A 14,394-nucleotide genomic window follows, 5' to 3' on the forward strand; every position below is an offset into this window, starting at 1 on the left:
TTTAAAACCTTCGCTGATAAACGAGCCTGAAAAACGAGCTTAAAACACTTCGCCTGTTTCTAAATCAACATTATCACCCGCGGTGTCAGCAGTATCAGCAGTATCAGGTGCTACCTTTTCGCCTTTGCCTAATAACATTGAACGTAGTTTGGCTTCAATCTCATCTGAAACTTCTGGATTTTCAATCAAGTACTTACCTGCATTAGCACGACCTTGACCAATCTTGCTGCCTTTATATGCATACCAAGCACCTGATTTTTCGATTAACTTATGAATAACACCTAAGTCAACTAGCTCGCCAGTGCTGTTAATGCCTTTGCCATAAAGGATTTGGAATTCAGCTTGCTTAAACGGTGCAGCGATTTTGTTCTTAACCACTTTAACTCGCGTTTCGTTACCAATAACTTCATCGCGGTCCTTAATGGCACCGATACGACGAATATCTAGACGGACTGATGCGTAAAACTTAAGTGCGTTACCACCCGTTGTGGTTTCAGGGTTACCAAACATCACACCAATTTTCATACGAATTTGGTTAATGAAGATAAGCAAAGTGTTTGATTGCTTAAGGTTACCCGCAAGCTTACGCATTGCTTGGCTCATCATACGCGCCGCTAGGCCCATGTGTGAGTCACCAATTTCGCCTTCAATTTCAGCTTTTGGCGTTAAGGCCGCAACCGAATCGACAACAATCACGTCAACGGCACCAGAGCGAGACAAGGCATCACAGATCTCTAGCGCTTGCTCACCTGTATCGGGTTGTGAACAAAGCAAGTTATCAATATCAACACCTAGGTTTTTTGCATAAATAGGATCCAAGGCATGCTCAGCATCGATAAATGCACAGGTCTTACCCTGCCTTTGCGCTGCTGCAATCACTTCTAAAGTCAGTGTCGTTTTACCTGAAGATTCAGGGCCGTAGATTTCACAAATACGTCCCAGAGGAAGGCCACCGGCGCCTAACGCCACATCCAAAGATAGAGAGCCAGTAGAGATTGTTTCAACGTCCATCGAGCGATTTTCGCCCAATTTCATAATTGAACCTTTACCAAATTGCTTTTCAATTTGACTTAAAACGGCATTTAATGCTTTCTCTTTATTTGGATCAGTCTTCTTCATCTTTATGTCCTTTGAATCACAGTGCTAACACAGTTTCAGCACTGTATTATCATTTAGGTGACGACTCTAATGTCTTCTTTAGGGCCTCAATATGAAACTAGTATACTGTACAATCATACAGTATCAAGCATTGCACGAGATTTTTTTATTAAACCAGTTAAAACAATAGGATAGCTAGCAATACCTCTAAACGTAACTTAATTAGCAGTATTTCCTTGTAATAATCCCCACTAATATGAGTAAAAAATTGCTAAGATTGTCAGCCATAATTGTTTAATGGCCACTATGCGCCGCAGTAAAGTACAGGCAAAGCAAATCGATGACTGCTATTGATCCGCAAAACTTAGAAAAACACACTCCTATGATGCGTCAATATTGGACGCTAAAAGCGCAACATCCAGATATGTTGCTATTTTATCGCATGGGAGACTTCTACGAGCTTTTTTACGAAGATGCCAAACTCGCTTCTGAGTTGCTCGGCATATCATTAACAGCGCGAGGAAAAAGCGGTGGCGACCCGATCCCCATGGCTGGCTTCCCCTACCATGCCGTAGAAGGCTATTTAGCCAAGCTGGTGCAACTTCGGGTGTCTGTCGCGATATGTGAACAAATGGGCGATCCTGCAACTTCAAAAGGGCCGGTCGAGCGCAAAGTTGTTCGTCTCGTCACGCCAGGGACTTTGACAGATGAAGCATTACTGCAGGAGAGGCAAGATAATCTGCTGGCGGCACTGTATCAAGGCAAGACCGGCTATGGTTATGCGACTCTCGATATCGCATCGGGCCGTTTTGTGGTCACAGAACTGGCAAATACCGAGGAACTAGAAGCAGAATTACAGAGAACCAACCCTGCTGAATTACTTTATAGCGAAGACTTTTCACAAATGAGTCTTATTGCAGGCATGAATGGCACTCGCCGTCGACCAGAGTGGGAATTTGATTTTGATACCAGCCACCGTTTACTGCTAAATCAATTTGGCACCAAAGACCTTAAGGGTTTCGGTATTGAAGACGCCAGGCTTTCGCTGCAAGCTGCGGGTTGCCTAATGCAGTATGTCAAAGATACCCAGCGTACGGCACTACCACACATTAATTCTATTGTGCGTTTTAACCAAGCTGACAGCATTATACTTGATGCTGCTACCCGTCGTAATTTAGAGCTGACCATCAACTTACAGGGCGGACAAACTAACACGTTAGCATCAGTATTAGATAATACGGTTACCGCAATGGGTAGCCGCATGCTCCAGCGCTGGTTACATCAACCACTACGTGATCACCAAGTGATTAACGCTAGGCAGACATCTATTGCCGAGTTAATCAGCAGTGAGCATTACCTTACTCTTGCTGAAGACTTAAAAGCGTTAGGTGATGTAGAGCGGATCACAGCTCGTATCGCCCTTCGTAATGCCCGCCCCAGAGATTTTGCCCGCTTGCGTCAAGCATTAGATCTATTACCGCAACTGCAACAAACGCTTAAGTCGACAACGGTTCCTCACCTTCAATATCTATCTCAGGTTATAGGCGAATTCCCAGAAGAGTTGGCATTACTATCAAATGCCATTGTCGATAATCCACCAATGCTTATTCGCGATGGCGGTGTCATACGTGACGGTTATGATGCAGAGCTTGATGAGTGGCGCGTACTCAGCGCGGGGGCTACCGATTATCTGGCCCAGCTAGAAGCACGAGAAAAAGAGCAGACGGGGATATCGACCCTAAAGGTCGGCTACAATCGAGTCCATGGCTACTACATTGAAGTCAGTCGCCGCGAGTCTGATCTGGTGCCACTTAGCTATCAGCGTCGTCAAACCCTAAAAAACACTGAGCGTTATATCATTGCGGAGCTTAAAGAGCATGAAGAAAAAGTGCTTTCAAGCCAAGGTAAAGCACTCGCATTAGAAAAGCAGTTATGGGAACAGTTATTTGACCTACTATTGCCAAAAATACATGAGTTACAAGAGTTCGCCAAAGCGGCGGCAGAATTAGATGTATTGTGTAATTTTGCTGAACGTGCCGAAACGCTTAACTATACCTGCCCACAATTATCAGAATCTACAGGAATACATATAGAAGCGGGTCGTCACCCCGTTGTCGAGCAAGTGAGTCAAAGCCCCTTTATCGCCAATCCAGTCACGCTTGATGACAAGCGCAAAATGCTCATTGTTACCGGTCCAAACATGGGCGGTAAGTCAACCTATATGAGACAGGTAGCACTGATCACTTTAATGGCGCATATTGGTTGTTATGTTCCTGCTGAGCATGCCGTTATTGGTCCGGTTGATAGGATATTTACCCGAATTGGTGCCTCGGATGATCTAGCATCAGGACGTTCGACCTTTATGGTCGAGATGACAGAAACCGCTAATATCCTACATAATGCAACACCGAGCAGTCTGGTATTAATGGATGAGATCGGCCGCGGAACATCTACCTATGATGGCTTATCATTAGCATGGTCGGCGGCAGAATATTTAGCCAACGACCTCAAAGCAATGACCCTATTCGCCACCCATTACTTTGAACTAACGCAGCTTCCTGAGCTGATGGATAACGTCGAAAATGTGCATCTAGATGCTGTTGAACATGGTGATTCAATTGTGTTCATGCATGCAGTGCAAGAGGGGCCAGCGAGTCGAAGTTACGGATTACAGGTTGCAGCGCTTGCTGGCGTGCCAAACAGTGTAATACACGCTGCTAAACAAAAACTTCACCATTTGGAGAGCCGCGACCAAGCACTGGAGCAATCGAACAGTGGTAACTCTGGGGCGCAGCAAGTGATCAGTTTCCCAACGCAAACATCATCACCTGTCATTGAGGCACTTGAAAAACTCGACCCAGATGAACTAACGCCAAGACAAGCGCTCGATTATCTTTATCAACTAAAGAAGATGTCACAGTAATAAGACCTACTGCATATTGCTTTAAGCTACAGACACAAAAAAGGCGCCAATGGCGCCTTTTTTATTTATTTACCTGTTGCTACACTCTAAAAATAGCCTCGACAGATAAACCTTGAGCGCCTAACAAATCTTTTAAACGCTTTAACGCTTCAACTTGGATCTGACGTACACGCTCACGTGTCAAACCTATCTCTTTACCTACATTCTCAAGTGTAGATGGCTCGTAACCTAACAATCCAAATCGGCGCGCTAGCACCTCTCTTTGCTTGGTATTAAGTTCATCTAACCACTTCACTACCGATTTAGACATGTCTTCATCTTGAACTTTGTAATCAGGTCCAACATTGTCATCATCAGCTAACACATCGAGTAATGCCTTATCACTTTCGCCGCCTAGCGGAGTGTCTACTGAAGTGATGCGTTCATTTAACTTGAGCATCCGACTGACGTTGCTGCTTGATAGATCGAGTTTCTCTGCAATTTCTTCTGCGGTGGGCTCATGGTCTAATTTGTGAGCCAACTCTCTTGCTGTACGCAAGTATACGTTAAGCTCTTTTACAACATGGATAGGTAATCGAATCGTACGAGTCTGATTCATAATTGCTCGTTCGATTGTTTGTCTAATCCACCAAGTGGCATAAGTTGAGAATCTGAAACCACGTTCAGGATCGAACTTTTCTACGGCACGAATTAAGCCCAAATTGCCTTCTTCAATAAGATCAAGTAACGCTAAGCCACGGTTGTTATATCGTCGAGCGATTTTTACGACTAATCTGAGGTTACTTTCGATCATGCGGTTACGGGATTTGTCACAGCCTTTAAGTGACTTGCGTGAAAAATACACCTCTTCTTCTGCACTCAGAAGGGGGGAATAGCCTATTTCACCTAGATACAATTGAGTCGCATCGAGGTTTTTTTGTAAGTCATCTTGTACTTGCTGCTCTAATTCTGCTTCTTTAACTTCTTTTTTGCTAAGGTCTAATTTAGATCCTTCTACAGCAACCTTCATAGGTTCTTCTGCTACAACGGCATTACTAATTCTGCCCATAATATATCTCCCAAATTTCATATTTAATTACTGCACTTTACTATCCTCCGATGTGCCAAATTGGCAGCTTAAGCAATTATTGCTTAGGCAAATATTTAACTGGGTTTACTGACTTCCCATGATAACGGATCTCAAAATGTAACATGACCCGATTAGTGCCTGTATTACCCATTTCAGCAACTGTCTGTCCAACATTAACAACTTGCTTCTCTTTTACTAAGATCTTATCAGCATGTGCATATGCACTTAGATAATCGTCACTGTGTTTAATAATAACTAAATTACCATAGCCTCGTAGTGCACTTCCTGCGTAAACCACTCTACCACTAGCAGCAGCCTTAATTGCATCACCACGATTACCCGCGATCTTTATCCCTTTATTTCCCTGCTCTTTGGCTGAGAAAGTTCCAATCACTTTACCTTTCACTGGCCAGAGCCACCGACTTACCTTTTTAGGTAATGTTGACTCTTGCCTGTGGATAACCCGGTTAACATCTTGTTGACCGCTTGTTACAGAATACGCAGGCTTTGCGACATGATCAAGCTGTTTTTTTGACGCTGCTTTACTTGTATTCTTATTGTTTTTTTCATGACTAACACTTTGTTTACTAATGCTTTTAGCGCTATTTATTGGTGCTTTATATGCCGTTTTTGACGGTTTTTTGGCACTATGGGTATTTGTAACAGTTTTTTTAGAGCTAAGACTCAATACCTGTCCAGGGTAGATGGTATAAGGCTTTCGTAGATTATTGACCAGAGCAACATCAGCAAAATCTTTATTTGCCCCCCAGGAGATAGAGTACAAGGTATCACCCTGTTTGACTTTATATCGACTACTGGTAATCGAGCCTCGATCGTGAGTCGGCTTTATGGGGGAGTTCAAGGATTCTACCGGGGCGGGGCGCTCAGATTGGAAGCTGCAGCCAGTTAATGCAAAAGCAAAAAGGATCCAGAAGTGTGCAATAAACTTCATATTACTCGGCTACCCCAAATCGCTAGTCTGCGACCGTTACTTAAAATTTCGGACAAAGACTACTACAAACAGTTAAGCAAGTTCGCCATGAACTAATGGCACAAATCGCACAACCTCTATCACCTCTGACTCATATAGTTCACCTATTCGAGTGACTTTGAGTAATTGCTGAGATGCCTCTCCAACAGGAATAACAAGCACTCCACCGTCCACTAGCTGCTCTATTAAGGCGCTAGGTACACTTGCAGCTGCAGCCGTTACCATAATCGCATCATAGGGCCCTTTGCTCGACCAGCCTTGCCAGCCGTCTCCATATTTAAAAGCAATATTATGCAGGTCAAGTTTTTTTAGACGTTGTCTCGCTTGGATCTGTAGACTCTTAATCCGTTCAACAGTACATAACTGTGGTACTAACTGAGCTAATATCGCCGCTTGATAACCTGAGCCAGTGCCGATCTCTAGCACCTTGTTCGGTTGATTTTGCAATAAAATCTCGGTCATCCTAGCCACTATGTAAGGTTGAGATATGGTCTGCCCTTGACCAATTGGCAACGCCGTATTTTCATAGGCCTTATGCCCCAACGCAGCATCTAGAAACTGCTCCCTAGGGGTATTAGCCACCGCTTTTAAGACTGACTCTTGGCGAATACCAGCTTCATACAGACTTCTTGCAAGATTCAAAGCTGATGTTGAGGCGACCCGGTTCATAAATAGCGGTTCCAATAGTATTAAGTTAACTGTCGTCAACCTTTCCAGTTAATGTTAGAAAGGCATAAATTATGTGTTTACAAGGTTATGGTTTCTAACCAAGTCGTCATTGCAGCTAACTGCTCAAAAGCGGTTAAGTCGACGGTCAAAGGCGTTATTGACACGTAGCCGTTGGCTACTGCATAAAAGTCGGTGCCGTCGCTCGCGTCTTGTTGATCGCCTGGTGGGCCTAACCAAAATATCTCTTTACCCGCAGGATCTTGTGTCTTAATCATCCCTTCCGCTCGATGCCTAGCACCCAATCGGGTGATCTTAATGCCTTTAATATCTGCAATGGGGAGGTCTGGCACATTAATATTTAAAATTTTATCTTGTGCTATAGGCTGTTTCTGTAGGCCTTTAACAATCTTCAACGCAAAATGAGCTGCAGTTTGGTAATGCTTTAACTCTGAGCCTACAAGCGATATGGCTATTGCAGGAAAGCCGAGAAAGCGCCCCTCCATCGCCGCCGCAACGGTGCCTGAATAGAGGGTATCATCCCCCATATTTGCGCCAGCATTGATCCCTGACACGACCATGTCTGGTTCATCGTGGTACAACTCTCTTATCGCTAGGTGTACACAGTCAGTTGGGGTGCCACTGACTGAGATATAACCATTGTCTAACTTATTCAGCCGCAGTGGATTGGTCAAGGTCAGGGAATTGCTTGCCCCAGAGCAGTTACGGTCTGGGCCAACGGTTAAGGTGTCTGCAACCTGCTTTAACGCGTTGGTTAACGCCACGATACCTTCAGCATTTACACCATCATCGTTACTAATTAATATTTTCATTCTTTGACTACACGTTCCTGCTGAGCTGCTAGCATTTGTTTCCTAGCAACATCTTGGACATCCTGATACTCAAACAATTCTCGTAAGACAGAAGTTGCATAAGATCCTGATGGTAAAGCAAATTTAAGCGTAATGGTATCATCTTCAATTTGATACTTTAAATACTGCGGTTCAAGTAGCAGCGCACGACGCTCCTGACTTAGCCCAGCATGTTCTAATCCGTCACGATCAAGGGCTAAATCTTGCAACGCGTTTGATTCCATTTCAGCGGCTTCAGCTTGTGCTAATGGCAAACCACGCCCCCACATTGGAGCCGATAGTTGGATATCTTTTTTAGCTAAACGTGCGGTTAAGGTTTCATCCCATTGCTCGGCAATGAAATAGCTCTTGCTACCCGCCAGCATGACACAATCGCCTACCAGCGTCGTAATGCCGTGTAGAGCTAATCTTGAGGATGTAGCCACATTAAACACGTTCGAGCGAACAGCAGAAAGATACATACTGCGTTTATTGCGATCTTTCACATTACGACCGCCAAACATCTGCCGACCAAATACAAGATTTTTGCCTTCATGGCCAAAACGTTGCTCACCAAAATAATTAGGTACACCTATTTTGGCTATTGCTTCCAAACGAGCGACAACATCTTCAATTTCTGTGACGTTTCTAAGTACTAAGGTGAATCGGTTGCCCGCTAATGCGCCTATTCGCAACTTTTTACCATGACGAGAAGCCGACAAAAGCGTTATTTTGTCGCTATTAAGTTTTTGCCAGTTCGGCGTTTCTTTACCTGGAATACGTACACCAAACCATTGCTCAGTCACGGCATTTTTGTCTTTTTGTCCTGCATATGTCACCTCTTTGGGGTGAACATGAGCAAAACTTGAGAGCATTTTAGCGACTTCGACGGTATTAAGGCCATCTTTGCGAATATGCAGTAGATGATGTTCACCTTCACCTGTTGGGGCAAAGGGCAGTATTTCTTGCACTAAAAAATCGCTATTATGTGTTCTTAGATCTGCCGTAGCGGTTGGCTTACCGTGTAAATAATGAAGTTCGCTCATAATGTGTTGCTTCTCTTTAAATCTTGGCCATAAGTACGACAGCTTCAACTGCAATACCTTCTTTTCTGCCGGTAAAACCGAGTTTCTCGGTGGTAGTCGCTTTGACATTAATATCGTCAATATCGGTTTGTAAATCTGTGGCTAAAACCGCTCTAACACGCTCAATATGTGGCGCCATTTTCGGTGCTTGAGCGATAATAGTGACATCAAGGTTCGACAGTTCAAAACCTTTATCTAACGCCAGCTTATAACAATGTCTCAATAAGACTCGGCTATCAGCGCCTTTAAATTCAGCATCGGTATCCGGAAAATGCTTACCTATATCACCCAGTGCCATGGCACCAAGTATTGCATCTGAAATGGCATGCAATACTACATCACCATCTGAATGTGCAATAAGGCCGCTTTCATAGGGTACAACTACGCCACCTAAGATCAATGGTGGCTCGCCGCCAAATTTGTGCACATCGAAGCCGTGGCCAATTCTAATTTTCATTTCAATTCCTAATTATGATCCCAATAGGCGGGTGGTTACTTGCCCTGGCAGCTTAGATTGTTAAGAAACAACGAAGCCAGTTGCAGATCGTCGGGATGAGTCACCTTTATATTGTCAGCGCGGCCGCTGATAATACCGGGCATAATGCCTGCCCATTCCATCGCTGATGCTTCGTCAGTGATAACAGCACCAGCAGCCAATGCAGCTTCAAGATTATCCTTTAACGCTTTAACAGGAAAATACTGCGGTGTTAATGCATGCCAAAGTTTGTCACGACTAACCGTACTACAGATCTCGTCATTATCCTTACTGCGCTTCATAGTGTCACGCACGGGAGCACCTAATATCGCCCCTTGGGGAAAAACCGTGGTTGCTGCAATGAGTTTATCGATATCAAGATGACTTAAGCACGGCCGCGCCGCATCGTGCACTAACACCCAGCTGTCTTCAGCGGCATATCGTAGAGCCGCTAACACTGAATCGGCTCGCTCATTTCCGCCGATGACGGTTAACAATTTAGGATGTGTAGCCTGAGGCAGTGCTGAAAAATACTTATCTTGTGGATTAAGCGCGATGATAACAGAAGTAATTTTAGGGTGACTCAACAAGCAATCTAACGTGTGTCCGAGAATAGATTGCTCATTAAGCGCTAAATACTGTTTTGGCACCTCTGCGCCCATACGACTACCTATACCCGCAGCTGGCACGATAGCAATGATCTGCTTAGTTGATTGGCTCATTAGAGGATCCCACTTAAAAGTTTGTAACTGGCGTCAATCATGCTGTTTTGAGAGGCGGTTACCACCAACAACTCGATAGAATGTCTCTCCCTCTTTGACCATGCCTAACTCGTTGCGGGCTCGCTCTTCAAGCGCTTCGGTTCCGCTACGCAGATCATTGATCTCTTCTCTTAATACTTGGTTTCTCGCCACCAACTGTGCATTACTCTGTTGCTGCAGTTTAATCTGCTCTTGCAGGTGAATAGAGTCAGCTAGGCTTTTATCTCCTAACCAAAGGCGATATTCCAGCAAGATAAGTAACACTATTAAGGCAAAAAGAAAGCGTTTCATTATAGAAGCTAAGTAGAAAGAGTTTAAGAATAGTAAACAGATAGTACAACAAAAAAGGCCACCTCGTGGTGGCCTTTTTAATATTTATAACAACAAATATTGAAATTGAATAGCGAGTACTACAATTTCAAGCCTTGAACTGTATAACTTCTCAGCATGCTCAATCCAGCATATTGAGATATAAGCAAATTATACTTGGCCTTTAACTTCGCTTAAGCCGTTATAAGGTGCTTTTTCGCCAAGTTGCTCTTCAATACGCAATAATTGGTTGTACTTAGCAACACGATCACTACGGCTTAAAGAACCCGTTTTGATCTGACCTGCAGCGGTACCCACAGCTAAATCAGCAATAGTCGCATCTTCAGTTTCACCTGAGCGGTGAGAGATAACAACAGTGAAGCCTGCATCTTTAGCCATCTTGATAGCTGCTAAAGTTTCAGTCAATGAACCGATTTGGTTGAACTTGATTAGGATTGAGTTAGCAATACCGTTGTCGATACCGCGCTTCAAAATCTTAGTGTTGGTTACAAACAAATCGTCACCAACTAGTTGGATTTTATCGCCCATTAGTTTAGTTTGATGCGCGAAACCGTCCCAATCAGACTCATCGAGACCATCTTCAATCGAAACTATCGGGTATTCTTTGGTTAGGTCCTGTAGGAAGTAGTTGAACTCTTCTGAAGTGAACTTCTTGCCTTCACCTTTAAGATCATAGATGTTGGCTTCTTTGTCATAGAACTCAGACGCTGCACAATCCATCGCTAATGTGATGTCTTTACCTAGCTCGTAACCCGCGTTTGCCACTGCAACTTTAATTGCTGCCAAAGCAGATGCATTTGATGGTAGGTTTGGCGCGAAACCACCTTCATCACCAACTGCTGTAGAGTGACCGTCAGCCTTAAGTACTTTAGCTAAGCTGTGGAATACTTCTGCGCCCATACGTAGACCTTCGCGGAAGTTTGCAGCACCAACAGGTTGAATCATGAACTCTTGGATATCAACAGAGTTATCTGCATGCTCGCCACCATTAATGATGTTCATCATAGGTAACGGCATAGAGTAAACACCTGGAGTACCGTTTAGGTCAGCAATATGTGCGTATAAAGGTACACCTTTAAAGGCTGCAGCCGCTTTAGCAGCCGCAAGAGAAACAGCTAGAATCGCATTAGCGCCAAACTTAGCTTTGTTTTCAGTGCCGTCTAAATCAATCATGATCTGATCAATAGTTGCTTGTGCTGTCGCATCTTGACCGATTAACGCGTCTTTAATAAGACCGTTGATGTTAGCCACTGCAGTTAATACACCTTTACCCATGTAGCGAGACTTGTCGCCATCACGAAGCTCTAGTGCTTCACGGCTACCCGTAGATGCGCCAGATGGTGCTGCAGCCATACCCATGAATCCGCCTTCTAAATGAACTTCAGCTTCAACAGTTGGGTTACCGCGAGAATCCATGATTTCGCGACCGATAATGTTAATAATCTTAGCCATAATGCCCTCGATTTAAGTTTGAAAGATAAATTTAAAGTAAAAAGTAAAACGAATTTGTTAATCTCTAAACTCACATCATCAAAAATGAAAAAACCGCTCCCAAAACATGGAAGCGGTTACTATTTTTGTTTAGCCTAAATCGCGTTTTTGATACGCGGCGGCTGCAGCAATAAACCCGACGAATAATGGCTGACCATCACGTGGGGTTGATGTGAACTCAGGATGGAATTGACCGGCTACAAACCATGGGTGGTTTGGTAGCTCAATCATTTCGACCAGCTGACGGTCTGATGACAGACCACTAAAAATCAAACCTGCTTTTGCTAGACGATCTTTATAATTATTGTTAACTTCAAAACGATGACGATGGCGCTCAACACAGGTATTACCATTATAAGCAGCAGCTGCTTTAGTGCCTTCTTTAAGATGACAAAGCTGTGCACCTAGACGCATTGTGCCACCTAAGTCAGACTGTTCGTGACGCTCTTCAACATCACCGTCTTCGTTAATCCACTCAGTGATTAAACCGACGACAGGATGTGGTGTCTGTTTGTTGAATTCAGTCGAATGCGCATCCTCAAGGCCCGCAACATTTCGAGCAAACTCGATAAGAGCAACTTGCATACCTAGACAGATACCGAAGTAAGGTAGATTATTTTCACGGGCGAACTTAGCCGCCATGATTTTACCTTCTATACCGCGCTCACCAAAGCCGCCAGGAACCAGTATCCCGTCTAAGCCTTGCAGCATTTCTTCGCCTTTAGCTTCAACGTTTTGTGAATCAATATACTTGATGTTCACTGAAACCCGGTTAAATAGACCCGCGTGCTTCAATGCTTCGTTAACTGATTTGTAAGCATCAGGAAGTTCGATATATTTACCGACCATACCGATAGTGATTTCACCGGTAGGGTTTGCTTCTTGATAGATAACATGTTCCCACTCGTGCAAGTCAGCTTCAGGGCAATCGATGCCAAAACGCTTAGTCACAAGTTGATCAAGGTTCTGCGCTTTAAGTAAAGCAGGGATCTTATAGATGCTATCAACATCTTTCAGTGAAATAACCGCGCGCTCTTCTACATTACAAAATAGCGAAATCTTCGCTCTCTCGTTGGCAGGAACGGGACGATCACCACGACATATCAACACATCAGGAGCAATACCGATTGAACGTAGCTCTTTAACTGAATGCTGAGTAGGCTTGGTCTTGACTTCACCTGCTGCGCCAAGGAACGGCACCAGTGTTAGGTGGATAAATAGCGTTCTTTCACGACCTAGCTCTACGCCAAGTTGACGAATTGACTCTAAGAAAGGCAGTGATTCAATATCACCAACCGTGCCGCCAATCTCAACGATAGCAACATCGTGACCTTCGCCACCCGCCAGTACTTTTTCTTTGATGGCGTTAGTAATATGAGGGATAACCTGAATGGTTGCGCCCAAATAGTCACCACGACGCTCTTTACGCAATACTTCTTCGTAAATACGGCCAGTGGTAAAGTTGTTACGACGGTTCATCTTGGTTCGAATGAAACGCTCGTAGTGACCTAAATCTAGATCGGTTTCCGCGCCGTCTTCAGTCACAAACACTTCACCGTGCTGTGTTGGACTCATGGTACCTGGATCGACGTTAATGTATGGATCCAGCTTCATAATGGTTACGTTGAGGCCGCGAGCCTCTAATATTGCAGCTAAAGAAGCTGCTGCAATGCCTTTACCTAGTGATGAAACGACGCCACCAGTAACGAAGATATACCTTGTAGTCATGCTGAACCTGAGAAAAATGAGTTGGAAATATATGCTTGTATGAAAGCACGAGGACGGGGCAATATTATACCAAAGCATCGTCGATTCGACAAACTAGAATTAACCTTAAATTCAGTTTATTTGTTCGATTCACTCACTTTGACCTTGTCCCAGTATCCATCGAGCTCCACTAATGTATGCTCATCAAACGCTCTCCCGTCTTGATTTACATAGCCCTCTACACCACGAAAACGTCGTTCAAACTTTTGATTTGCTTGCCTTAAGGCTTTTTCTGGTTCAACACCTAGATGCCTTGCTAAATTGACAACGGCAAATAATAAATCACCCATTTCGTCAGTGACTTTATTGGGGTCGATTTTTTCTTGCTCGGCTTCAAAAAGTACCTCTTCAATCTCCTCGTGGATTTTTGCAACCACAGGAGGTAACTCTGCCCAATCAAAACCGACGCCGGACACTCTTTTTTGAATTTTTATCGATCGAGAAAGTGCGGGAAGGTTGAGAGGAATATCATCTAGCACAGAATGCTGTTGACGCTCTACGCGCTCAGACGCCTTAATTTTTTCCCAGTTTTGTTTTATCTGCTCGGTGCTACTGTTTTGGAGATCAGCAAAAATATGGGGGTGACGTCGAGTCAGCTTATCGCAAATACGGTTAATAACAGTATCAAAATCAAACCTGCCCTGCTCTTTACCCAGTTGGCAGTAAAACACCACCTGAAACAATAGATCACCTAATTCATCAGGCAGTTCATCGAAGGCGACACGCTCGATGGTATCTGCCACTTCATAGGCTTCTTCCAACGTAAAGGGCACGATAGATTGGAAAGTTTGTGCTTTATCCCAAGCGCAACCCGTTTCTGGGTCTCGCAGCTTTTGCATAATCGTCAGCAAAGGCTGCATGTTTCCCATTGGCTCAGTCATCTGTTT

13 protein-coding genes are annotated in these 14,394 nt (G+C 44.1%); 1 reads left to right on the forward strand and 12 read right to left on the reverse strand.

Annotated elements, in window-relative coordinates; genetic code table 11:
- Window positions 1–39 precede the first annotated feature (39 nt).
- Complete coding sequence (recA, locus tag L2755_RS03885; RefSeq protein WP_248979433.1) at window positions 40–1,119, reverse strand: recombinase RecA; 1,080 nt, start codon at window positions 1,117–1,119, stop codon at window positions 40–42.
- Window positions 1,120–1,438: 319 nt separating this feature from the next.
- On the opposite strand from recA, the gene mutS reads away from it, so the two are divergent.
- The gene (gene mutS / locus L2755_RS03890) at window positions 1,439–4,021 is read left to right on the forward strand and encodes a DNA mismatch repair protein MutS (RefSeq protein ID WP_248979434.1); all 2,583 of its coding nucleotides are present in this window, start codon (window positions 1,439–1,441) and stop codon (window positions 4,019–4,021) included.
- Between the two features lie 79 nt (window positions 4,022–4,100).
- Here mutS and rpoS read toward each other — a convergent pair whose 3' ends face one another.
- The 11 genes from rpoS to mazG form a co-directional block, all read right to left on the reverse strand.
- Entirely contained in the window at window positions 4,101–5,069 is a 969-nt protein-coding gene (rpoS, locus tag L2755_RS03895) for an RNA polymerase sigma factor RpoS (RefSeq protein WP_248979435.1), read from the reverse strand.
- Between the two features lie 76 nt (window positions 5,070–5,145).
- Complete coding sequence (locus L2755_RS03900) at window positions 5,146–6,042, reverse strand: peptidoglycan DD-metalloendopeptidase family protein (protein ID WP_248979436.1); 897 nt, start codon at window positions 6,040–6,042, stop codon at window positions 5,146–5,148.
- A 72-nt stretch (window positions 6,043–6,114) separates the two neighbouring features.
- Window positions 6,115–6,750: a protein-L-isoaspartate(D-aspartate) O-methyltransferase gene (locus L2755_RS03905; protein WP_248979437.1), complete on the reverse strand. Its 636-nt coding sequence runs from the start codon at window positions 6,748–6,750 to the stop codon at window positions 6,115–6,117.
- 77 nt (window positions 6,751–6,827) lie between these two features.
- Complete coding sequence (surE, locus tag L2755_RS03910; protein WP_248979438.1) at window positions 6,828–7,580, reverse strand: 5'/3'-nucleotidase SurE; 753 nt, start codon at window positions 7,578–7,580, stop codon at window positions 6,828–6,830.
- A complete protein-coding gene (gene truD, locus L2755_RS03915) occupies window positions 7,577–8,644 on the reverse strand; it encodes a tRNA pseudouridine(13) synthase TruD (RefSeq protein ID WP_248979439.1) in 1,068 nt (355 codons plus the stop codon). The genes surE and truD overlap by 4 nt, the downstream gene beginning before the upstream one ends.
- Window positions 8,645–8,660: 16 nt before the next feature.
- Entirely contained in the window at window positions 8,661–9,140 is a 480-nt protein-coding gene (ispF, locus tag L2755_RS03920) for a 2-C-methyl-D-erythritol 2,4-cyclodiphosphate synthase (protein WP_248979440.1), read from the reverse strand.
- A 35-nt stretch (window positions 9,141–9,175) separates the two neighbouring features.
- Window positions 9,176–9,880 (reverse strand): 2-C-methyl-D-erythritol 4-phosphate cytidylyltransferase, encoded by a 705-nt coding sequence (gene ispD / locus L2755_RS03925; protein WP_248979441.1) that lies wholly within the window; start codon window positions 9,878–9,880, stop codon window positions 9,176–9,178.
- A 33-nt stretch (window positions 9,881–9,913) separates the two neighbouring features.
- Window positions 9,914–10,210, reverse strand: coding sequence for a cell division protein FtsB (gene ftsB, locus L2755_RS03930; protein WP_248979442.1), 297 nt, complete (start codon window positions 10,208–10,210; stop codon window positions 9,914–9,916).
- 189 nt (window positions 10,211–10,399) lie between these two features.
- The gene (gene eno / locus L2755_RS03935; RefSeq protein WP_248979443.1) at window positions 10,400–11,701 is read right to left on the reverse strand and encodes a phosphopyruvate hydratase; all 1,302 of its coding nucleotides are present in this window, start codon (window positions 11,699–11,701) and stop codon (window positions 10,400–10,402) included.
- 129 nt (window positions 11,702–11,830) lie between these two features.
- Window positions 11,831–13,468 (reverse strand): CTP synthase, encoded by a 1,638-nt coding sequence (gene pyrG / locus L2755_RS03940; RefSeq protein WP_248979444.1) that lies wholly within the window; start codon window positions 13,466–13,468, stop codon window positions 11,831–11,833.
- Between the two features lie 116 nt (window positions 13,469–13,584).
- Window positions 13,585–14,388, reverse strand: a complete 804-nt coding sequence (mazG, locus tag L2755_RS03945; RefSeq protein WP_248979445.1) for a nucleoside triphosphate pyrophosphohydrolase — start codon at window positions 14,386–14,388, stop codon at window positions 13,585–13,587.
- Window positions 14,389–14,394 lie beyond the last annotated feature (6 nt).

This window comes from Shewanella abyssi, from assembly GCF_023284025.1.
Classification (GTDB): domain Bacteria; phylum Pseudomonadota; class Gammaproteobacteria; order Enterobacterales; family Shewanellaceae; genus Shewanella; species Shewanella abyssi.